The sequence below is a fragment of the Actinophytocola xinjiangensis genome, assembly GCF_001921215.1.
GTDB classification, from domain to species: Bacteria; Actinomycetota; Actinomycetes; order Mycobacteriales; family Pseudonocardiaceae; genus Actinophytocola; species Actinophytocola xinjiangensis.
Window position 1 is genome coordinate 125449 of sequence record NZ_MSIF01000010.1, and the last position, 21117, is coordinate 146565.

A 21117-nucleotide genomic window follows, 5' to 3' on the forward strand; every position below is an offset into this window, starting at 1 on the left:
GGCGGCCCGCCCGTGCCGCCGCGACCCCGTCAGGCCGTGCCGTAGGTCGCGGCGAACAGCAGATCGGTGTGCCGCTCCCAGAGCCGGGCCACGTCGAACACGTCGACCGTGCGCGCCCACACGCCCGGCTCGGTCTGGACGAACCCGTCCCGGGCGGCCCGTGACTTGTCCGGACCGAGGTAGTACAGGCCGGTCGCCCCGTCCGCCTCGATGGCCACCACCTGGCACTCGTGGCCCCGGTAGAGCCCGTGCGTGGTGACCTCGTCGAGCCGTTCGCACTGCTCGACCAGGACCTCCGCCCGCCACCGCCCGCCCGCGCCGGCCTCGAACAGTTCCGGGTCCGGGTTGGCCGCCGCGTCACTGACCAGCGTGATCACCCCACGGTCGGGCAGCGACTCCGCGCGGTACTCCCGCCCGCCGACCGTCGCGAACAAGCCCGCCCTTGGCCGCTGTCCCGCCACCGGAAACAGCAGGTCGCTCTGGCACTCGTACACCTCGCGCAGCTCCCACACGGGCACCTGCCGCAGCCACACGTACTTGTCGACCTGCGCGAACCCGTTCTCCTCCGCCCACGACCCGTCCCGGTCGGCGAAGTAGACGGTGGCCGAACCCGTGTCGTCGACGGCGGTGATGTTCACCCGGTGGCCCCGGTACGTGGCGTAGGTGTTGGCCTGGTAGAGCCGGTCCAACTCGGTGGCCGGCAGCCGGGCGTGCCACTCGCCGACCCGCTCGTTCCAGGTGAACCGGGACGGATCCGGGTTCACCACCGCGCCGGACCTGACCAGGACCGTGCCGTTCTCGCGCACCGGCCGGCCGGCGTACTCCCGTCCGCCCAGCACGGCGAACACCCCAGACCTGACTCCCGTGCGGATCGAGGCCACGGGGCAAGCATAGGGAACTGGCCCACCGCAGCCGGTAAGGATCGGGCGTTGCGGACCACTACCTGGTGAACGCACCCGAACGAGGAGGTCGGCCATCGACGCGGAGGAACGGCTGCGGCGGATGTATGACGAGAGCTACCAGCGTCTCCTCGGCTACGCCCTCGGCTATCTCAACCGGCCCAGTGCCGAGGAGATCGTCAGCGAGACGTTCCTGGTCGCCTGGCGGCGGCTGGGGGACGCGCCGTCGCGGGAGTTGCCCTGGCTGTTCGGGATCGCGCGCAACCTCATCCGGGAGCGCTACCGCGCCGACCGCCGGCTGCGCGACCTGTGCGCCGAACTCGGCAACGCCCCGGCCACGGACGTCGCCGGGGACATCGCCGAGGACGTCGTCGAGCGGGCGACCGCGTTGCGGGCGCTGGCCGAACTCGGCGACGACGACCGCGAACTGCTCACCCTGCTCGCCTGGCACGGGCTGACCAACAGCGAGGCCGCCGCGGTCCTGCGCTGTTCCACGGCGACCCTGCTGGTCCGGGTGCACCGCGCCCGCCGCCGGCTGCGCGCGGCCATGGCGCCGGCGAACACCTCCCGTCCACTCTCCCGGCTGTCACAGGAGATCTCATGACGCGCACCTCCGACCTGGTGAAGGGCACCCGACCGGATTTCCTGCCCCGTCCGGACGATCCGATCGACCCCGTCCGGCGGGAACGTGACCTTCGGGCCGTGTTCGACCAGCCCCGGCCGGCGGCCACGCGGATGCGCTCGCGGCGGCTGCTGGTGCCGGCGGCGGTGGCCGCCGTGGTCGCGGCGGTGCTGGTGTCGTCGGTGAACGGGCCGGACGAGTCGCCCCGGCGGGTGTTGCTGGCGGCCGCCGCCGCGGCGAAGGCCCCGGACCCGGTCACCGGGCGGTACTGGCACGCCCGCTCGCGCACCACCACCGTCGAGGCCATGTGGCCGGGCCGCGACCACGGCCGCTACCTGGTGTCGCTGGACACCGGCCAGCAGCGGTGGTCCTCGCTCACCGGCGCCGACGACTCGGTCGACCTGACCGGGGTGGACATCGTCACCAGGCCGCTGTCCGAACAGGACCGCGTCGTGTGGGAGAAGGCCGGTCGGCCGGTGGGGATCCCGGACGCCGAGCCGGCCCCCGGCGCCTCGCCCGCCCCGTCGCTGCCCTCGTCGCAGCCGCCGAGCGCGACCGTGTCCTCAGGGCCGGTCACGTACTGGATCGGCGGGCTGGAGAGCACGATCGAGGACCTGCTGGCGCTGCCGACCGACGGCGCGCGGCTCCGGTCGTGGCTGCTGGAGCGCTACCGCAACGGCGGGTCCGGCGACGAGACCGACTGGCTCATGTGGGAGACCATGTCGCTGCTCGACGGCTCCCTGCCCACGACCCCGGGAACGCGGGCGGCCGCCTACGAACTGCTCGCCGACCTGCCGGGCTTCCACGTCATGGCCGACACCGGGATCCCCGGCACGGTCGGCATCTCCCGGCAGACACGCGGCGGCTGGAGCTACACCGTCAAGGACGCCCTGCTCGACTGGCAGGTGATCATCGACCCGGAGACCGGCGCGCTGCGGGAGTGGCGCTACGCCCTGGCCGAGCCGGGCGGCGAGGTGCGGGAACTGCCGGCCGGCACCGCCATCCTCACCCAGACCGTGGAGCGGATCGGCTGGGTCAACACCGCACCGGTCATCCCGCCGGGCACCGACATCTTTCCCGTGGGGGAGTGACCATGAAGCGAACACCACTGGTTCTGCTCGCGGTCCTGGCCGTCGTGTTACCGGCACCGCCGGCATCGGCCGCACCACCGGTCACGCCGCCGGCCGGTGCCGCCCCGGCGCGCTCGACGGTCACGCTGATCACCGGCGACCAGGTGGTCACCGCCGGCCGGGGGGCGGCGTTGCGGGTGGCGGGAGTGCGGCCCGGTCCGGGTCGGGACCGGATCGGCCACCTCACCGCCACCCGCGACGGCCGGGTGTTCGTCTACCCCGGCGACGCCGTCGAACCGGTGCGCTCCGGCCGCCTGGACGAGCGGCTGTTCGACGTCACCGGCCTGGTGGCGATGGGCTACCACGACGCCCACCGGACGGACCTGCCGCTGATCGTGCGGGGACCGGCGGCCGGGGCGCGGGTCGCCAGGGACCTGCCGGCACTGGACATGACGGCCGTGCGGCAGCCGACGGCGACCACGGCGGCGTTCTGGCGCTCGGTCAGGGAGTCCGACACCCGGGTGTGGCTGGACGGGCGGGCGCGGATCAGTCTCGACCGGAGCGTGCCGCGGGTCGGCGCGCCCGCCGCGTGGCGGCGCGGGCACACCGGCAAGGGCGCGCGGGTCGCCGTGCTGGACACCGGCTACGACCGCGACCACCCGGACCTGGCCGGGACAGTGGTGGCGGACAAGGACTTCACCGGCAACCCGGCCGGCACGGCCGACGGCAACGGGCACGGCACGCACGTCGCGTCGATCGTGGCCGGAGCGGGCGGGCGGTACCGGGGGGTCGCGCCGGAGGCCGACCTGGTGGTCGGCAAGGTGTGCGTCGACGAGGGCTGGTGCCCGGACTCGGCGATCCTCGACGGCATGGCGTGGGCGGTGGACCAGCGGGTCAGCGCGGTGAACCTGAGCCTGGGCGCCGGCCCGACCGACGGCACCGATCCGTTGTCCACGGCCGTGAACGAGCTGACCGCGCGGACCGGTGTGCTGTTCGTGGTGGCCGCCGGCAACGACGGTGCCGGGTCGACGGTGTCCACCCCGGCGGCGGCGGACGCGGCACTGGCCGTCGGCTCGGTGTCCACACAGGACGTTCCGTCGCCGTTCTCCAGTCGTGGCCCCAGGATGGGGGACCACGCGGTGAAGCCGGACCTCGCCGCGCCGGGGGCCGACATCGTGGCGGCGCGGGCGGCCGGCACCCTGGCCGAGGTGTCGGTCAGCGAGCACCACGCGCGGCTGTCGGGGACGTCGATGGCGACCCCGCACGTCACCGGCGCGGCGGCGATCCTGGCCGCCAGCCACCCCGACTGGCGGGCCGACCGGCTCAAGGCCGCGCTCATGGGTTCCGCGAAGCCGCTCGGCGGCGTGTTCACGACCGGCGCGGGCCGGCTGGACGTCGACGCCGCCGACCGGGCGACGCTGGTGGCCGACCGGGGCAGCCTCAGCTTCGCCGGGTCCGGCCGCCAGACCCTGACCTACCGCAACGACGGCCCCCGCCCGGTGACCCTGACCCCGGCGGTCACCGTCACCGACCGCGACGGCCGCCCGGCACCCGGTCTGGTCACCGTCGAACCGCGCACGCTCACCGTTCCCGCCGGGGGCAGCGCACCGCTGACCGTGTCCGTGCGGGGTGAGCCAGGCCTGTTCAGCGGCCGGCTGACCGCCGCCGGGGTCGTCACCGCGCTCGGCGTGTCGATCGCCTCGGAGCCCGGCACGCTCACCATCACCGCGACCGCCGCCGACGACGAGCAACTCAGCGCGTTCGCCATCGCCCAGCACGAACGGACCGGCGAGCAGTTCCTGATCTGGACCGACGCCGGCCAGCCGACGCCGGTGCCGCTGCCGGCGGGCCGGTACCGGGTGGTCGGGGAGGTGAACGGCGGTGTGCCGCTGGGCGACACCGGCGAGTACCTGATCACCAACAGCACGATGTTCGCCGAGGTCGTCGACGTCACCGCCGCCGGCACGACCCTCGTCCTGGACGGCCGGACGGCCGGCGAGGTCACCCGCACGGTCGACGACCCTCGGTCGCGCCAGGTCGGCGGGACGACCGGGATCGACCTGGCCCTGCCCCCGACCGGCGACGGCCACCCGCAGGGCATCGGCCTGTTCACCTTCAACCTGCACGACGTGCTGCTGTTGCCCAGCGAGCGGATCGAGGGTCTGCGTCTGGACGACGTGGCGTCCTGGCAGGACCCGGTGCTGTCCACCACGGTGGTCGGCACCGGCCGCGAGCTGTCCCTGCGGGACCCGGACCCGGTCGAGTTCACCGGCGACCTCACCGCGCCGCTGGTCGACGTCGGCCCGGCCGACGAACCGGTACCGGTGTCGGGTGCCATCGCCCTGTACACCCCGCCGGGGGACACCTCGCCGGAGCAGGCCCAGGCCCGCGCGGCGGCGCTTCGCGAGGCGGGCGCCGCCCTGGTGATCACCGGCGAGGCCGACTACTTCGGGATGACCCCGCAAGTCCCCGGCACCCTGTCCGCGTACTACCTGGAAACCCTGGAACTACGGGAGATCCTCGCCGACGGTCCGGCGACACTGCGCGTGCGTGGAACACTGAACAGCGAACGCGCCTACGTCACCCACCACCAGATCGAGGGTGCCCTGCCCCACGGCGTCACCTGGTCCGACCACCGCGCCCGGATGGCCACCGTGGACCTGGCGATGTACACCCCGGCCGCCCCCGGCTCGTCGGTGCCGCTCTGGACGTCGTTCCTGACCGACCGTGGCTACCTGGACGCGGTCGCCACGGAGCTACGCCCACCGGCGCGCACCACCCTGCACGTCACCCCTGGCGTGGAGGTCGCCTTCGACACCGTCGCGGACTGGGGCGAGAAGTCAACCGGCTGGCAGTCCAGCGACCCCCGCGAGTTCGACCCCGGCGAACGGCTGACGATGAACTGGATGAAGGCCCCCTACGGCCCGGCCCTGGCGACCGCGACCCCCCGGGCCGTGCGCTCGGGCGACAAGCTCACCGTCGACCTGCCGATGTTCACCAACAGCGGCGGCGCGGGCCGCTACGGCCGCTACGACCCCACCACCGACACCGGCACCACCACCCTGACCCGCGACGGCCGCCGCGTCGGCCACAACGACGTGCCCGGCCTGGCCGCCTTCGACCTGCCACCGGGCCGGGGCCGCTACGAGCTGACGATCGACGCCAGCCACCGCCTGCCGTACTGGCCGCTGGCGACCCGGGTCACCGACCGCTGGACCTTCACCTCGGCCACCACCGCGACCCCGGTTCCCCTGCCCCTGCTGGACATCGAGTACGACCTGCCGCTGGACCTGACCAACGCGGCCCCGTCCGCCAGGGACCTCACCGGTTCGGTGCGCGTCGGCCACCAGGCCGGCGGTTCCCCGGTCGTCGCCGTCACCACCGAGGTCTCCTACGACGACGGCGCCACCTGGCGGCGCGCCCGGGTCACCCCGGCTGGCGCGGGCTGGACGGTGCGCGTTCCGGCCGGTGCGCCGACCGCCCGGTTCGCCTCGTTGCGCACCACCGCCACCGACACCGCCGGTAACACCCTGACCGAGACCCTGGTTCGGGCCTACGCCGTATCGGCGGTGTATCGGGAACCGCATACGGGCTGACAACCGCTCCCGTCCTTGACTGGGGGCCATGTCCTACCGTGTGTCGGCACGATCTCGTTCCCGGTGGGCGCTGCTCGCGGTGCTGGCCGGGATCGGGGTGGCGTTCGTCGGGGTTGTGGTCCACCGGTCGCCGTCGCCGGTCGACGGCACACCCACACCCGTGGCGGCGCCACCTCCCCAGCCCGCGCCGCCGCCCCAGTCGCCGCGGCCGACGCGGACCAGGGTCGGGGAGTCCGACGGCGTGGTCGGCGACGGGGTGACCGTGTTCGACGGGCACGTCCCGGCGGTGGGCCGGCTCGACCCCGACCTGCTCGACGCCCTGCGGGCGGCGGCCGGCGACGCGGGGGACCACGGTCTGGAGTTCGTCGTCAACAGCGGGTGGCGGTCGGTGCGGTACCAGGAACAGCTGCTGCGCGAAGCGGTCGCCGAGTACGGCTCCGAGGAGGAGGCCGCCCGCTGGGTGTCCACACCGGACACGTCGTTGCACGTGTCGGGCGACGCGGTCGATCTCGGCCCGCCGGAGTCGACGGACTGGCTCGCCGAGCACGGCGACCGGTACGGACTGTGCCAGATCTACGACAACGAGCCGTGGCACTACGAACTCCGCCCGGACGCCACCGGCGACGGCTGCCCCGACCGGTACGCCGACCCCACCCGGGATCCCCGGACCTGGCGGTGACTACGACCAGGTGACCGGGAGTTCGTGGACGCCGTAGATGTTCATGTCGGTGCGCAACCGGACCTCGTTGGCGGGAACAGCCATGGCCAGGGTGGGGAAGCGGCGGAACAGCGCGTCGAAGCCGGCGCGCATCTCCAGGCGTGCCAACTGTTGGCCGAGGCACTGGTGGATGCCGTGGCCGAACGACAGGTGGCCCCGGGCGTTGCGGTGGACGTCGAGTTCTCCGGCGTTGTCGAAGCGCAGCGGGTCGTGGTTGGCGGCCAGCAGCGACACCACGACCGTCGAGCCCCGGGGGATCGTCTCGCCGCACAGGTCGATGTCCTCGGTGGCGTAGCGGTAGAAGATGTCGGCGATGGACAGGTAGCGCAGGAGTTCCTCCACCGCGCCGGGCATCAGGTCGGGGTCGGTGCGCAGGGCCGCCAGCTGGTCGGGGTGTTCCAGCAGCGCGAACGTGCCAAGGGCCAGCATGTTGGCGGTGGTCTCGTGGCCAGCCAGCAGGAGCAGGAACGCGGCGCCGGTCAGTTCCTCGACCGACAGGTCCTCGTGCGCGGCCAGGTCGGAGAGGATGTCGTCGGACGGTTCGGCGCGTTTGCGGGTGACGAGCTGGGCCAGGTAGCCGGTGAGTGCGCCCAGCGCGGCCATCTTGTCCTCGAGGGGCTGTTCGCGGACGAGGAACTGGGCGGAGTTCGCCTGGAACGACTCGCGGTCCTCGTAGGGGACGCCGAGCAGTGCGCAGATCACCAGGGACGGGACCGGCAGGGCGAACTCGGCGACCAGGTCGACCGGCGGCGCCAACGTCGCCAGGTGGTCCAGTTGGCGGTCGACGATCCGCGCGATGTGCTCCTCAAGGGACTTCATCCGCTTCACGGTGAACGCCGCCGTCAGACGCTTGCGCAGGCGGCCGTGGTCGGGCGGGTCCATGGCGATGAACACGCCGGGCATCGGCGGGGACGGCTCGGTCGCCACCGGCATCCCGGGGATCTCGTAGGGCACGTGGACGACGTCGAGGTCCAGCCGCGAGCTGAACCGGGTGTCGGCCATCAACGTGCGGACCGCCTCGTAGCCGGTGACCAGCCAGCCCTCGTGGCCGTCGGGGAAGGTCAGGGGGCTGACGGGGCGGGTCTCGCGTAGCCGGGTGATCGCACTCGGTGGGGTGAACGGGCTCACGTCGCGGTCGGTGGGCAGTGTCATGTGTTCCTCCTGTGGGTGATCTGGGATCACCCTCACCAGGGGCGCTGTCACGGGCCTGACATGACGCGGACACCGGCGGCGGTCGTGGCAAAATCGCCGCGTGCGGATCGGGATGCTCGGCTCGTTCGAAGTGCGCGCGGACGACGGCAGCCTCGCCGACGTGCCGGGCGCGCGCCTGCGCGCGCTGGTCATCGCCCTCGCGCTGGACCCGGGGCGGGTCGTGCCCAAGGCCACCCTGGTCGACTGGATCTGGGGCGAGCACCCGCCGGCCGACGCGGCCAACGCCCTGCAACGGCTGGTGTCGCGGCTGCGCAAGGTCCTGCCCGACGGCACCGTCGAAGGCACCACGAACGGGTACCGGCTCGACGTCGAACCGGACGCGGTCGACGCGGTGCGCTTCGAACGGCTGGTCACCGCCGCCCGCGACGGCGATGACCCCCGGCTGCTGCGCGAGGCCCTCGGGCTGTGGCGCGGCGCCGCCATGCAGGACGTCGGCCTGCGCGACAGCGACGCCTTCGACGCGGCCGTCACCCGGCTGGAGTCCCTGCGGCTGGCCGCCACCGAGGACCGCTACGACGCCGAGATCGACCTGGGCCACGGCGCGAAGCTGGTCACCGAACTCACCGACCTGGTCGCCGCCCACCCGGTGCGTGAGCGGCTGGTGGCCGCGCTGATGCGCGCCCTGGTCGCCACCGGCCGCGACGCCGAGGCGCTGCTCGTCTACGAACGCACCCGCGAGGCGCTGGCCGACACGCTCGGTGTCGACCCGTCACCGGAGCTGTCCGACCTGCACGTCGCGCTGCTGCGCGGCGAGCTGGGGCGGCGCGAGCCCACCCGAACCACCAACCTGCGCGCCGAGCTGACCAGCTACGTCGGCAAGGAGACCGACGTGGACGCGGTCGCCGGGCTGGTCGGCGCGCACCGGCTGACCACGCTGATCGGGCCCGGCGGGTCCGGCAAGACCCGGCTGGCCACCGAGACCACCCGCGTCCTGCTCGACGACCTTCCCGACGGCGCGTGGATCGTCGAGCTGGCCGCCATCGGCGCGGGCGGCGACGTCGCCCAGGCCACCCTCGCCGCCCTGAAACTGCGCGACGCCCTGCTCGGTGACGCCCCGGAGGCAGAACCCACGGATCGGGTGATCGCCGCCCTGCGCGAGCGGGCGATGTTGCTGGTGCTGGACAACTGTGAGCACGTCATCGAGTCGGCGGCCGCGTTCGTCCACCGGGTGCTCGGCGAGTGCCCCCGGCTGCGGATCCTGGCCACCAGCCGCGAACCGCTGGGCATCACCGGCGAAACCCTGTGGCCGGTCGCGCCGCTGACCCTGCCGGCGCCCGACGCCGGCCCGGCCGAGATCGAGAACGCGCCGGCCGTGCGGCTGCTGCGCGACCGCGCCGGCGCGGTGCGCCCCGACACCACCGCCGACGCCGCCACCCTCGCCCGGATCTGCCGGGCGCTGGACGGCATGCCGCTGGCCATCGAACTGGCCGCCGCCCGGCTGCGCACCCTCACCCCCGACCAGCTCGCCCACCGGCTCGACGACCGGTTCCGCCTGCTCACCGGCGGTTCCCGCACCGCGCTGCCCCGCCACCGGACGCTGCGCGCGGTCGTCGACTGGAGCTGGGAGCTGCTCAGCGACGACGAACGGACCGTGCTGCGGCGGCTGTCGGTGTTCTCCGGCGGCGCGAGCCAGGAAGCGGCCGAGCGGGTCTGCGCCGACGACCCCGACCGGGCGTGGGAGCTGCTGACCGCGCTGACCGAGAAGTCCCTGGTCGTCGCCGAGGGCACCGACGCGCCGCGCTACCGGCTGCTCGGCACCATCCGTGAGTACGCCCAGCAGCGCCTGGCCGAGGCCGGCGAGACCGACCTGGCCCGCCGCGCGCACCTGGCCTGGGTCACCGAACTCGCCGAGACCGCCGACCCGCACCTGCGCCGCGCCGAACAGCGGGAGTGGCTGGCGGTCCTGGGCGCCGAGCACGACAACCTCGGCGCCGCCCTGCGCGCCGCGCTCGCCGCCGGCGACGCGCCCGGCGCGATGCGGCTGGCGGCGGCGGCCGGCTGGTACTGGTGGCTGGGCGGGCACAAGACCGAGGGCAGCGAGCTGATCATGGCGGCCATCGCGGTGCCCGGCGAGGTGCCCGACGACGTCCGGGCCGTGGTGTACGCGTACGTGGTGATGCTGGTGGTGTCCGGGCGCAGCGACCAGTACGAGGCGGCCGAGTGGATCCACCGCGCCTACCAGGCCAGCCTCGGCTCGGACAGTCGGCACCCGGCGGTGGCGATGGCCGAGCCGATGGAACGCATGCTGACCGCGCCCGACGCGCGGCCATCGCCGTGGGAGCCGCTGCTGGACGCCGCCGACCCGTGGGTCCGGTCGCTGGCCTGGTTGCAGCACGGCAAGCTGCGCATCCAGCTCGGCGACGACGGCCGCGACGCCGACGACCACCTGGAGACCGCGCTGGCCGGGTTCCGCGAGGTCGGCGACCGGTGGGGCATCGCGTTCGCCCTGACCGAGCTGGCCGAGCGGATGGCGATGCGCGGCGAGTACACCGGGGCGTGCGCCTCCTACGAGGACGCGATCGCGGTGGTCACCGAGGTCGGCGCCGTCGAGGACGTCGTGCGGATGCGGCCCCGGCAGGCGCAGCTGTACTGGCTGGCGGGGGAGCGGGAGGCCAGCGACGCGGCCGTCGCCGACGGCCAGCGGCTGGCCGAGCGGGTCGCGTGGCCCGAGGCGCTGGTCGAGCTGGCGCTGGCGAAGGCGGAGCTGGCCCGCTGGCGCGGCGACGTCGAGCGGGCCACCGAGCAGCTCGGTGAGGCGACCGCGATGCTCGGCCCGCACGCCGAGCGGGCCGCGAACCGGGCGATGGTGCACGACCTGCGCGGCTATCTCGCCGAGGATCTCGACCGGTCCCGCCAGCACCGGGCGGCGGCGCTGGCGGCGGTGTCCGAGACGACCCCCGCGCCGATGGTCGCGCAGGTGCTGGTGGGGGTCGCCGACCTCGCGCTGCGCCAGCGCGACCACGCCCAGGCGGCCCGGCTGCTCGGCGCGAGCGCGGCGGTGCGCGGCCTGAGCGACCGGTCCCAGCCCGACATCGACCGGATCGAGCGGGCGGCGCGAGAACGCCTCGGCGAACCGGGGTTCACCGAGGCGACTCGGGAGGGGGCGGTGGCGAGCTGGCGGGCGCTGGCCGAGGTCACACTCGGCGGGCGAACTTCCTGAGCGCCCACACGTAGCCCAGGACACCGATCCCCACGCACCAGGCCAGCGCGGCGACCGTCGCGCCGGTGTCCGGGGTGCCGGCGAACAGGCCGCGCACCGCTTCGATGATCGGCGTGAACGGCTGGTACTCGGCGAACTGGCGGATGCCGGGGCCCATCCGGTCGGCCGGGATGATCGCGCTGCTGAAGAACGGCAACATGATCAGCGGCACGGCGAAGAACCCGGCCGACTCCGGCGACTTCGCCGCGAGCCCGAACGCGATCGTCAGCCAGGTCACCGCGAGCACGGTGAGCACCAGCAGACCGGCCGCCGCCAGCCACTGTCCGAACGAGGCCGCCGGGCTGAATCCCATCAGGAACGCGACGCCGACGATGGCCGCCATCCCGAGGACGGTCCGCGCCACGGTGGACACGACGTGCCCGGTGAGCACCGCGCCCCGGGAGATGTTCATGACCCGGAAGCGGTTGATGATGCCCTTGGTCATGTCGGAGTTGACGGCTGTGGCGGTGGCGCCCATGCCGTAGCACAGGGCCAGCATGACCATGCCGGGCGCGGCGTAGTCGATGTAGTCGCCGCCGCCGACGTCGAACCCGTCCCCGAGCACGTAGACGAACATGAACATCATGACGATCGGGAACAGGACGGCGTTGAACAGCACGACCGGGTCGCGCAGCGTGTGCTTGACGTTGCGGCGCACCATGGTGGCCGAGTCGTGGACAGTACTCATGGGACGGTGACCTCCGCGCTGTGGTGCCCGGTGAGGGCGAGGAAGACGTCGTCGAGGTCCGGCGTGTGCACGGAGAGCTCGTCGACGTCGATGGCGTACTCGTCGAGCCGGTCGAGCAGGCGACGCAGGGACGTCGCGCCGCCGTCGCCGGGGACCCGCAGGGTCAGGTTGTCGGGCTCGGGGGTGGCGTCGGTGAGCACCCGCCGGGCCGAGTCGAACGCCGCGCTGTCGGCGAACCGGAGCCGGACGTGACTGCCCGGCACCTGCCGCTTCAACTCGCCGGGGGAGCCCTGGGCGACCAGTTTTCCCTGGTCGAGCACGGCGACCCGATCGGCGAGCTGGTCGGCCTCCTCCAGGTACTGGGTGGTGAGGAAGATCGTCGTCCCGTCCGCGACCAGGCCACGGACGATGTCCCACATGATCCGTCGGCTGCGCGGGTCCAGGCCCGTCGTCGGCTCGTCGAGGAAGACGATCCGGGGGCGCCCGACCAGCGTCATCGCGAGATCGAGCTTGCGCCGCATGCCGCCGGAGTAGGTCGAGGCGAGCGTGCCGGCCGAGTCGGTGAGATCGAACCGTTCGAGCAGGTCGGCCACGACCCGCCGGCCCCCCTTCCCGAGGTGTTGCAGGTCGGCCATGAGCCGGAGGTTCTCCTCGCCGGTGAGCAGGTCGTCCACCGAGGCGAACTGCCCGGTGACCCCGATCGCCGCCCGCACCGCCCTGGTCTCGCTCGCGATGTCCCGCCCGGCGACCCGGGCCGTGCCGCCGTCGGGGCGCAGCAGCGTGGAAAGGATGTTCACCGTGGTGGTCTTGCCCGCGCCGTTGGGGCCCAGCAGCGAGAACACCGAGCCGGCGCGGACCTCGAGATCCACCCCGGCCAGCACGGTCCTGTCGCCGAAGGCCTTCCGCAACCCGGAGGCCACAATCGCCATGTCCGTCATGGGAGCCACTGTCACGGCCGTCCCTGACACGCCCCCGCCCCCGCGCTGACACGGGGTCTGTCACGGTGTGCGAGGAGCACCCCTGACACGGTGTTGATGGCTGGTCACGTAGGGATTAGGGTAATCGCTCGTTTGAGTCAATCCCCACCGCGCGAGGTGCACTGGACGTGACACGGGTGTTCCTGAACGACTGTCGGACGGGCGCGGCGGGCCTGGGGCGGGCGGCGACGACGTGAGCGGTCCAGCGCGCCTGTTCCACCACAGCGAACCCGGCATCACCAGTCTGGCCGTGTGGATCGAACGCGTCCCCGGTCTTGGCGAGGACGCCGACCCGCTGATCATGCTCGACCGGCGGGTCGGGCGGGGGCTGCTCGGGGTGTTCGACGGGCTCGGTGGCACCGGTCGGGAGTCGGCGGGGCCGGATGCCGACGGTGTGGACCACACGCAGGCGTGGGTCGCCTCGCGGCGGGTGCGGGAGCTGGTGGCGCGCTGGTTCGGTGACGACCTGCCGGTGGAGGAGCTGCGCCCGCTGCTGTCGGCGGGGCTGCGCGAGAACGTCCACGACGGGGTCCCCCACGAGTTGCCGACGACCCTGGCCGCCGTCGACTACCGCCTGTCCAAGGGGCGGGTGGACTGGGAGGCGCTGTGGGCCGGCGACTCGCGCTGCTACCTCGCCGACCCCGAGCACGGACTCCAGCAACTCACCCAGGACGACACCGAGGAGTCCGACGCGCTGACCCTGCTGCTGACCAACCCGCCGATGTTCAACATGGTCTGCCTCGGCCGGGAGTTCACGGTCAATCGGTGGCGCGGCCGGGCGACCCTGCCGGGAGTGCTGGTCGCCGCCACCGACGGGTTCTTCGGGTACGTCGACACCCCGGCCCTGTTCGAGGACATGCTGTGGCAGACCCTCGGCCGTGCCCGTGACGTCGGGCACTGGGCGGAGCTGCTCGCCACCCGGGTGCGCGGCTACAGCGCCGACGACGCGTCGATCGCTGTGGTGGCACTGGGTTTCCCGACCTTCGAGGCGTTGCGTGAGGACTTCGAGCCGCGCGCGCGACACATGCGCACCGAGCACGGGCAGCCGCTGCGGGCGGCCAGGGCACGCGGGGCGGCGGCGCTGGACGCGGCCAGGGTCGAGTCCTGGCGGCGGTACCAGGCCGACCACGAACGCCAGTGGCAGCAGCCGGCGGACCAGGACGACTGAGACGGCCGGACGTTTCACTCGGCACCGCGCCACCTGTCGCCTGGCGCGGCAGGGCTGAGCGCGGCTGGTCCAGACCTCTTGACACCTTATGGTCTAGACCACATAGTGGTCGTGGATCTCCACGGTCCCTGCATCCCGTGAGGAGAGGTTCATGTCCGGCAAACGATGGCGCCTACCGGTGCTCACCGCCGTTCTGGCGGTGGCGATCGGCATGGTGACGGTTCCCGCGTCCGGCGCGGTGGCCGAGGACGACAGCCCCGCCGTGTCGGTGGCGGCGGGGAAGATCAACCTCGGCTACTTCGTCCAGTGGGGCGTCTACCAGCGCAACTACCACGTCAAGAACATCCAGACCTCGGGCTCGGCCGACAAGCTGACCCACATCAACTACGCCTTCGGCAACGTCACCAACGGCCAGTGCGCGATCGGCGACTCCTACGCCGACTACGACCGCTTCTACGACGCGTCGTCCAGTGTGGACGGTGTGGCGGACACCTGGGACGCCGGTGCGCTGCGCGGCAACTTCAACCAGCTGCGCAAGCTCAAGGCCATGAACCCCGGCCTGAAGGTGCTGTTCTCCTTCGGCGGCTGGACCTGGTCGGGCGGCTTCGGCCAGGCCGCGCAGAACCCGGCGGCGTTCGCGCAGTCCTGCTACGACCTGGTCGAGGACCCGCGCTGGGCCGACGTGTTCGACGGCATCGACATCGACTGGGAGTACCCCAACGCCTGCGGGCTGACCTGCGACACCAGTGGTCCGGCCGCCTTCGGCAACGTGATGGGCGCCCTGCGGGCCAAGTTCGGCCAGGACTACCTGGTCACCGCGGCCATCACCGCTGACGCCTCGGACGGCGGCAAGATCGACGCCACCGACTACGCGGGCGCCTCCCAGCACGTCGACTGGTACAACGTGATGACCTACGACTTCTTCGGCGCGTGGGACGCCGACGGGCCCACCGCCCCGCACTCCCCGCTGACGGGCTACGACGGCATCCCCTCGGCCGGCTTCAACTCCGACGCCGCCATCCAGAAGCTGCGCGGCGCCGGGGTACCGGCCAGCAAACTGCTGCTGGGCATCGGCTTCTACGGCCGGGGCTGGACCGGCGTGACCCAGGCCGCGCCGGGCGGCTCGGCGACCGGACCGGCGCCGGGCACCTACGAGCAGGGCATCGAGGACTACAAGGTCCTCAAGACCCGCTGCCCGGCCAACGGCACGGTCGCCGGCACCGCCTACGCCCACTGCGGCAACCAGTGGTGGAGCTTCGACACCCCGGCCACCATCGGCGGGAAGATGTCCTACGCCAACCAGCAGGGCCTGGGCGGCGCGTTCTTCTGGGAACTGTCGGGCGACACGTCCAACGGTGAGCTGATCACCGCGATCGCCGGCGGACTGGGCTGAGACCCGCGCCCGGGGTGACGGTCGTCAGGGGGCGGCCGTCACCCCGGGCGCCGCTGCGCCGGATGGTCGAATGTCCGGCGGCCATCGGTGTCGGCGCTACGATGCCCGGCATGTCGACACAGCGGCCGAGCTGGGCACCGGAGGACATCGACCTGGAGCGGCCGAACGCCGCCAGGGTGTACGACTACCTGCTGGGGGGCATGGCGAACTTCGCCAAGGACCGGGAGTTCGCGCAGCGGCTGACCGACATCGCGCCGGACGCGGCGAAGATGGCCCGCAGCAACCGGGCTTTCCTGCGCCGGGCGGTGACCTACTGCCTGGACAACGGGATCCGCCAGTTCCTCGACATCGGCTCCGGCATCCCGACCGCCGGCAACGTGCACGAGATCGCCCAGCGGATCGAGCCGTCGACGAAAGTGGTCTACGTTGACGTGGAGCCGGTCGCGGTGACCCACACCGAGCTGATGCTGGCCGACAACCGCAACGCCGACGTGGTGCGCGGCGACCTGAGCGATCCGGCGGCGGTGCTGGGCGCCGAGCCGGTGTCCCGGCTGCTCGACCTCGACCAGCCGGTCGGCCTGCTGATGGTGTCGGTGCTGCACTTCCTCGGCGAGGACGCCGACCCGTACGCGGCGGTCCGCCGGTATGTCGAGGCTGTCGCGCCGGGCAGCTTCCTCGTCGTGTCGCACATCGCGGCCGAGGACACCGACGAGCAGGCCCGGGCGCGCAGCCTCTACCAGAACAACGCGGTGCCGATCGTCGGGCGCACCCGCGAGCAGCTGGCGGAGTTCTTCACCGGCCTGGAGATCGTCGAGCCGGGCATCGTGTGGACGCCGCTGTGGCATCCCGAGCCGACCGACGACATCGAGGTGCCGCACCGGTCGAAGGGCTTCGTCGCCGTCGCGCGCAAACCCTGAGCCGGCGGTCTACCAGGCCACCGGGAGGCGGTGGACGCCGTAGATGTTCATGTCGTCGCGCAGCGGGATCTGCGACGGCTCGGCGTCTAGGCGCAGCGTCGGGAACCGGGTGAACAGCGCGGCGAAGGCGATCCGCATCTCGACGCGGGCCAGCTGCTGGCCGATGCACTGGTGCACGCCGTGCCCGAACGCCAGGTGCCCGGTCGCCGGGCGGGTGACGTCGAACTCGTGGGCGTTGTCGAAGCGGTCCGGGTCGCGGTTGGCGACCGGCAGGGCGAGGGTGAGGCCGTCACCGGCGCGGATGGTCCGCCCGGCCAGCTCCACGTCCTCCAGGGCGGTGCGCACGGTGCCGTACTGGATGATCGTGAGGTAGCGCAGCAGTTCCTCGACCGCGTTGTTCACCTCGGCCTGGCCGGCGAGCATTGCCGCGCGCTGCTCGGGGTGGGTGAGCAGGGTGAACGTGCCGAGCGAGAGCATGTTCGCGGTGGTCTCGTGGCCGGCGATGAGCATCATCGCCGAGATGTTGACCAGTTCCTCCTCGTTCAGTTCGCCGGCGGCGATCAGGTCGCTGATCAGGTCGTCGGCCGGTGCGGAGCGTTTGCGGTCGATCAGGTCGCGCAGGTACCCGAACAGGCCCTCCATCGCCGCCGTCCCCTCCTCGGCGGTGGTGGCGAGGCTGGCGAGGGTGGCGCTGTAGCCCTGGAACTCCTCGCGGTCGGTGTAGGGCACGCCGAGCAGTTCGCAGATCACCAGCGACGGGACCGGCAGCGCGAACGCCTGCACGAGGTCGACCGGCCCGCCGGAGGCGGCCATGGCGTCGAGGTGGTCCTCGACGATGCGCGTCACCCTCGGTTCGAGCAGCTGCATCTTCCGCACGGTGAACTGGCCGGTGAGCATGCGCCGGTAGTGGGTGTGGTCCGGCGGGTCCAACATGATGAACATCCCCGGCGGCGCCGGCTTGCCGACGACCAGGTCGGCCGATGGCCGGCGCACGGGTAGTCGCCGCAGTTCGGCCCTGGCGCTGAACCGGGGGTCGGACATGACCGTGCGGACCAGCGAGTGCTGGGTGACCAGCCAGCCGACGTGCCCGTCCGGGTAGCTCAGGCGGTGCAGCGCGTCCTGGTCACGGAGTCGGCTCAGCTCCGCCGGTGGGTCGAACGGGTCGGTGCGCTCCCGGGGCATGGTCACGGGGGTGTCGGGCATCTGGGCTCCTTCCGGGAAAATCTGACAGTGCACAGTCAAACAGGAGTGAGTGTAAGTTTACAAGGAGTAAAAACAATCCGCTGGTGTAACATCAGCGGATGGCGGAGGGCTTACGGGAGCGCAAGAAACAGCGCACGCGGCAGGCGCTGTTCGACGCCGCTATGCGCCTGTTCGCCGAGCAGGGCTACGAGCGCACGACCGTCGCCGAGATCGCGGCCGCCGCCGAGGTGTCCACCAAGACGCTGTTCAACTACTTCGCCAGCAAGGACGAGATGGTCTTCGCGCTGCGCGAGCAGCGGATGAACCTGGTCGCGGACACCATCGACGAGCGCGGCCCCGACGACGGCCCGGTCGACGTGCTGGCCCGCATCGCCGAGCGGCTGCTGGCCGACGCCCTGGTCGGCTACGGCGAGGCCGGCCTGGCGTTCACCGCCGTGCCGGTGCGCCTGGCGATGACCGTGCCCGAACTCCAGGCCAAGGCGCTGCTGCTGATGTTCGACGCGCAGCGCGAATGGGTGCGCGCGCTGACCAAGGCCTTCCCCGACGAACTCGACCCGCTGACCGCCGCCGCGGCCGTCGGCTCGCTGATGGGCACCCTGCAGATGACCGCCCTGGCCAGCTTCGAGCGCGGCGACTCGTCGGCGGAGATCGTGGCGCACCTGCGGTCGGTCGTCGGCATCGCCATGAACGGCATCCGGCAACTCGAAAGGTCCTGAGTAGACAGTCTGATGTCACGCCTGAGAGGGGTGGCCCTCCCGCTCGCGAGTGACGTGGCCGACCCGCCCGGTCTGCGACAATGGGAGTCATGGGGGGGACGCTGCTCCCGGTCTTCGACCGGCTGGTCTACCGCCGCTGGGTGTTCCTGATCCTCGGCGGGGCACTGTCGTTCCCCTACGTGCTGTTCGCCTTCGTCGTCATCCCCGCAGTGGTGCCCTCGGTCGCCGGGCCGGCGCTGGTCGCCGGGATCGGCGTGGTGCTGGCGGTCATGCTGGCCACCACGTTCATCCCCGCCGTGCGGGTGCTGGAGGGCACCGCGGTCCGCGAGCTGCTCGACGACCCGGTACCGGACACCACCTTCGGCGCCACCGCCAGCTGGCGGGTCCGGCTGCGCTTCAGCGCCATGTTCCTGCTGCACGTGCTGATCGGCGCGGTACTGAGCTTCTGCACGCTGCTGCTGCCGGTCATGCTGGTCTCCGGGGTCGCCGCGCCGTTCACCGGGCAGATCGGGCTGATCGGCAACACCCCGCTCCAGGTGCCGACCGGCCTGGCCAGCGCCTGGATCCCGTTCGTGCCGGTACTGGGCGCGGTGGTCCTGGTGCACGCGGTGCGCCTGGCCGGCTGGGCGCTGCGCCGGGCGGCGGTCACCCTGCTCGGGGTTCCGCCCTGGGAGCGGATCGAACAGCTGGAACGCCAGGCCGAGCACCTGATCGAACGCAACCGGCTCGCCCAGGAACTGCACGACTCCATCGGCCACGCCCTGAGCGTGGTCACCATGCAGGCCGGCGCCGCCCGGTTCGCGCTGAGCGCGGGCACCCAGCACGTCGAGGAGGCGCTGGGCGCCATCGAGAGCGCCGGCCGCGCCGCGCTCGACGACCTCGACTACGTCCTCGGCCGGCTGCGTGACGAACCGGCCAGGGAGAAACCGCCCTCCTCGCTCACCCAACTGCCGCACCTCATCGAGGCCACCCGGTTGGCCGGGGTCACCGTCGACGCGCACATCGACGGCGACCTGGCGCGGCTGCCGGCCACCGTGTCCCGCCAGGCCTACCGGATCGTGCAGGAGTGCCTGACCAACGTGCTGCGCCACGCCGGACAGGTCCTGATGGAACTGCGGGTCGAGGTCACCGACGGGCGGATCGACCTGCTGGCCCGCAATCCGGTCCGCGCCACCGGTGCGCGGCGCACCGGCGGCGGCCGGGGCCTGCGCGGCATCGCCGAGCGGGTGGACCTGCTCGGCGGCCAGTTCTCCGCCGGGCGGCAGGGGGACCGGTGGGAGGTCGCGGTGTCGCTGGCGTGGGATGGTGGCGCATGACCACTGGCGTCCTGATCGTCGACGACGAGCCGCTCATCCGCACCGGGCTGCGCACGATCGTCGACTCCCAACCGGACCTGCGGGTCGTCGGCGAGGCCACCGACGGCTCCGAGGTGCCGGGGATGGTCACCGGCCTGACGCCCGACGTGGTGCTGATGGACGTGCGGATGCCGACGGTCAACGGCATCACCGCGACCGCGCACCTGGTGTCCAGCATGACCCGGCCGCCGAAGGTGATCGTGGTGACCACCTTCGAGAACGACGACTACGTCTACAAGGCACTGATCGCCGGCGCCAGCGGGTTCCTGCTCAAGCGGACCCCGCCGGAGGAGATCCTGGCCGCCATCCGCACGGTCGTCAGCGGCGAGTACCTGCTCTACCCGGCGGGAATCCGCCGGCTGGCCGCGCAGTCGGGCGCCCGCCCGGAGCCGCTGGGCGAGCCGTGGTCGGGCCTGACCGACCGCGAGGCCGAGGTGCTGCGGCTGATCGCGAACGGGCTCACCAACACCGAGATCGCCGCGTCGCTGTTCCTGGGGCTGCAGACGGTGAAGACCCACGTCGGCCGGGTGCTGACCAAGCTCGGCGCCCGCGACCGCACCCAGGCGGTCATCCTGGCCTACGAGTCGGGGTTCATCCGGCCGACGGGCTGAGTGTCGTTCGTACCGACCATGTTGGGGGACAGTTGTGCTGCGCTTGACCGAGGTCTGTCGCGTCCACGGCGAGGGGGACACCGCCGTGCACGCCCTGCGCGGGGTGAGCCACGAGTTCGCCGCCGGTTCGTTCACCGCGATCATGGGGCCGTCGGGCTCCGGCAAGTCCACGTTGCTGCACTGCGCGTCCGGACTGGACACCCCGACCAGCGGGACCGTCCAGCTCGACGGGCTGGAACTGTCCGCATTGGACGAACGGGCGCGCACGGAGCTGCGCCGCGACCGGATCGGGTTCGTCTTCCAGGCGTTCAACCTGGTTGCGTCGCTGACCGCCGAGCAGAACGTGCTGCTGCCGCTGCGCCTGGCCGGGCAACGCCCGCCGGCCACCCTCGCCGCGGAACTGCTGGCCGAGGTCGGCCTCGGCGGGCTGGGTCAGCGACGCCCTGGCCAGCTCTCCGGCGGCCAGCAGCAGCGGGTCGCCATCGCCAGGGCGCTCGCCGCGCGGCCGGCGGTGCTCTTCGCCGACGAGCCGACCGGCGCGCTGGACACCACGACCGCCCGCGCGGTGCTCGACCTGTTCCGCGCCACCATCGACACCCACCGGCAGACCACGGTCATGGTGACCCACGACCCGGTGGCCGCCTCGGCCGCCGACCGGGTGCTGGTGCTGGCCGACGGGCGGGTCGTCGACGTGCTCACCGACCCGACGCCGGCCCTGGTCGCCGACCGGCTCGCTGGCCTGGGCGTCGACCCCGTCGGATCGGAGGCCTGAG

At 72.7% G+C, this 21117-nt stretch carries 17 protein-coding genes; 12 read left to right on the forward strand and 5 right to left on the reverse strand.

Annotated features, from left to right (window positions below; genetic code table 11):
* Positions 1 to 29 precede the first annotated feature (29 nt).
* Positions 30 to 881: a hypothetical protein gene (locus tag BLA60_RS21060; protein ID WP_154814491.1), complete on the reverse strand. Its 852-nt coding sequence runs from the start codon at positions 879 to 881 to the stop codon at positions 30 to 32.
* A 121-nt stretch (positions 882 to 1002) separates the two neighbouring features.
* Between BLA60_RS21060 and BLA60_RS21065 the strand changes: the two genes are divergently transcribed.
* From BLA60_RS21065 to BLA60_RS21080, 4 genes are read left to right on the forward strand one after another with little or no spacing between them, the layout of a single operon-like run.
* On the forward strand, positions 1003 to 1503 hold the full coding sequence (locus BLA60_RS21065; protein ID WP_075134669.1) for an RNA polymerase sigma factor: 501 nt from the start codon (positions 1003 to 1005) through the stop codon (positions 1501 to 1503).
* Complete coding sequence (locus BLA60_RS21070; protein WP_075134670.1) at positions 1500 to 2612, forward strand: hypothetical protein; 1113 nt, start codon at positions 1500 to 1502, stop codon at positions 2610 to 2612. The genes BLA60_RS21065 and BLA60_RS21070 overlap by 4 nt, the downstream gene beginning before the upstream one ends.
* A gap of 2 nt (positions 2613 to 2614) precedes the next feature.
* Entirely contained in the window at positions 2615 to 6187 is a 3573-nt protein-coding gene (locus BLA60_RS21075) for a S8 family peptidase (RefSeq protein ID WP_075134671.1), read from the forward strand.
* Between the two features lie 28 nt (positions 6188 to 6215).
* Positions 6216 to 6866, forward strand: a complete 651-nt coding sequence (locus BLA60_RS21080) for a M15 family metallopeptidase (protein WP_075134672.1) — start codon at positions 6216 to 6218, stop codon at positions 6864 to 6866.
* On the opposite strand, the gene BLA60_RS21085 is transcribed toward BLA60_RS21080, so the two are convergent.
* Entirely contained in the window at positions 6867 to 8057 is a 1191-nt protein-coding gene (locus BLA60_RS21085; protein ID WP_084735153.1) for a cytochrome P450, read from the reverse strand.
* Positions 8058 to 8157: 100 nt separating this feature from the next.
* On the opposite strand from BLA60_RS21085, the gene BLA60_RS21090 reads away from it, so the two are divergent.
* Entirely contained in the window at positions 8158 to 11277 is a 3120-nt protein-coding gene (locus BLA60_RS21090) for an AfsR/SARP family transcriptional regulator (RefSeq protein WP_075134673.1), read from the forward strand.
* Here BLA60_RS21090 and BLA60_RS21095 read toward each other — a convergent pair.
* Entirely contained in the window at positions 11252 to 12004 is a 753-nt protein-coding gene (locus BLA60_RS21095; RefSeq protein WP_075134674.1) for an ABC transporter permease, read from the reverse strand. The two genes, BLA60_RS21090 and BLA60_RS21095, sit on opposite strands and share 26 nt — an antisense overlap.
* Entirely contained in the window at positions 12001 to 12942 is a 942-nt protein-coding gene (locus BLA60_RS21100; protein ID WP_075134675.1) for an ATP-binding cassette domain-containing protein, read from the reverse strand. The genes BLA60_RS21095 and BLA60_RS21100 overlap by 4 nt, the downstream gene beginning before the upstream one ends.
* A 232-nt stretch (positions 12943 to 13174) precedes the next feature.
* Here BLA60_RS21100 and BLA60_RS21105 point away from each other — a divergent pair, with 232 nt between their 5' ends.
* From BLA60_RS21105 to BLA60_RS21115, 3 genes are all read left to right on the forward strand, one after another.
* Positions 13175 to 14149, forward strand: coding sequence for a protein phosphatase 2C domain-containing protein (locus BLA60_RS21105; protein ID WP_084735154.1), 975 nt, complete (start codon positions 13175 to 13177; stop codon positions 14147 to 14149).
* Positions 14150 to 14300: 151 nt separating this feature from the next.
* The gene (locus BLA60_RS21110) at positions 14301 to 15542 is read left to right on the forward strand and encodes a glycoside hydrolase family 18 protein (RefSeq protein ID WP_075134676.1); all 1242 of its coding nucleotides are present in this window, start codon (positions 14301 to 14303) and stop codon (positions 15540 to 15542) included.
* Between the two features lie 110 nt (positions 15543 to 15652).
* Positions 15653 to 16459, forward strand: a complete 807-nt coding sequence (locus BLA60_RS21115) for an SAM-dependent methyltransferase (protein ID WP_075134787.1) — start codon at positions 15653 to 15655, stop codon at positions 16457 to 16459.
* Positions 16460 to 16468: 9 nt separating this feature from the next.
* Here the strand turns inward: BLA60_RS21115 and BLA60_RS21120 are convergent, their stop codons facing one another.
* Positions 16469 to 17662: a cytochrome P450 gene (locus tag BLA60_RS21120; RefSeq protein ID WP_075134677.1), complete on the reverse strand. Its 1194-nt coding sequence runs from the start codon at positions 17660 to 17662 to the stop codon at positions 16469 to 16471.
* A 98-nt stretch (positions 17663 to 17760) separates the two neighbouring features.
* On the opposite strand from BLA60_RS21120, the gene BLA60_RS21125 reads away from it, so the two are divergent.
* The 4 genes from BLA60_RS21125 (at position 17761) to BLA60_RS21140 (ending at position 21116) form a co-directional block, all read left to right on the forward strand.
* The gene (locus BLA60_RS21125) at positions 17761 to 18378 is read left to right on the forward strand and encodes a TetR/AcrR family transcriptional regulator (RefSeq protein WP_075134678.1); all 618 of its coding nucleotides are present in this window, start codon (positions 17761 to 17763) and stop codon (positions 18376 to 18378) included.
* Between the two features lie 89 nt (positions 18379 to 18467).
* Positions 18468 to 19694 (forward strand): sensor histidine kinase, encoded by a 1227-nt coding sequence (locus BLA60_RS21130; RefSeq protein WP_154814492.1) that lies wholly within the window; start codon positions 18468 to 18470, stop codon positions 19692 to 19694.
* Entirely contained in the window at positions 19691 to 20344 is a 654-nt protein-coding gene (locus tag BLA60_RS21135; protein WP_075134680.1) for a response regulator, read from the forward strand. The genes BLA60_RS21130 and BLA60_RS21135 overlap by 4 nt, the downstream gene beginning before the upstream one ends.
* Before the next feature lie 37 nt (positions 20345 to 20381).
* The gene (locus BLA60_RS21140) at positions 20382 to 21116 is read left to right on the forward strand and encodes an ABC transporter ATP-binding protein (protein WP_211288807.1); all 735 of its coding nucleotides are present in this window, start codon (positions 20382 to 20384) and stop codon (positions 21114 to 21116) included.
* Position 21117: the final 1 nt, after the last annotated feature.

What these genes read in the sequence shown, in the direction of transcription:
- BLA60_RS21135 (WP_075134680.1), top strand. Translation starts at nt 19,691, where the DNA reads ATGACCACTGGCGTCCTGATCGTCGACGACGAGCCGCTCATCCGCACC.
- BLA60_RS21115 (WP_075134787.1), top strand. Translation starts at nt 15,653, where the DNA reads ATGTCGACACAGCGGCCGAGCTGGGCACCGGAGGACATCGACCTGGAG.
- BLA60_RS21120 (WP_075134677.1), bottom strand. Translation starts at nt 17,662, where the DNA reads ATGCCCGACACCCCCGTGACCATGCCCCGGGAGCGCACCGACCCGTTC.
- BLA60_RS21125 (WP_075134678.1), top strand. Translation starts at nt 17,761, where the DNA reads ATGGCGGAGGGCTTACGGGAGCGCAAGAAACAGCGCACGCGGCAGGCG.
- BLA60_RS21075 (WP_075134671.1), top strand. Translation starts at nt 2,615, where the DNA reads ATGAAGCGAACACCACTGGTTCTGCTCGCGGTCCTGGCCGTCGTGTTA.
- BLA60_RS21070 (WP_075134670.1), top strand. Translation starts at nt 1,500, where the DNA reads ATGACGCGCACCTCCGACCTGGTGAAGGGCACCCGACCGGATTTCCTG.
- BLA60_RS21080 (WP_075134672.1), top strand. Translation starts at nt 6,216, where the DNA reads ATGTCCTACCGTGTGTCGGCACGATCTCGTTCCCGGTGGGCGCTGCTC.
- BLA60_RS21110 (WP_075134676.1), top strand. Translation starts at nt 14,301, where the DNA reads ATGTCCGGCAAACGATGGCGCCTACCGGTGCTCACCGCCGTTCTGGCG.
- BLA60_RS21095 (WP_075134674.1), bottom strand. Translation starts at nt 12,004, where the DNA reads ATGAGTACTGTCCACGACTCGGCCACCATGGTGCGCCGCAACGTCAAG.
- BLA60_RS21085 (WP_084735153.1), bottom strand. Translation starts at nt 8,057, where the DNA reads ATGACACTGCCCACCGACCGCGACGTGAGCCCGTTCACCCCACCGAGT.
- BLA60_RS21130 (WP_154814492.1), top strand. Translation starts at nt 18,468, where the DNA reads ATGGGGGGGACGCTGCTCCCGGTCTTCGACCGGCTGGTCTACCGCCGC.
- BLA60_RS21100 (WP_075134675.1), bottom strand. Translation starts at nt 12,942, where the DNA reads ATGACGGACATGGCGATTGTGGCCTCCGGGTTGCGGAAGGCCTTCGGC.
- BLA60_RS21065 (WP_075134669.1), top strand. Translation starts at nt 1,003, where the DNA reads ATGTATGACGAGAGCTACCAGCGTCTCCTCGGCTACGCCCTCGGCTAT.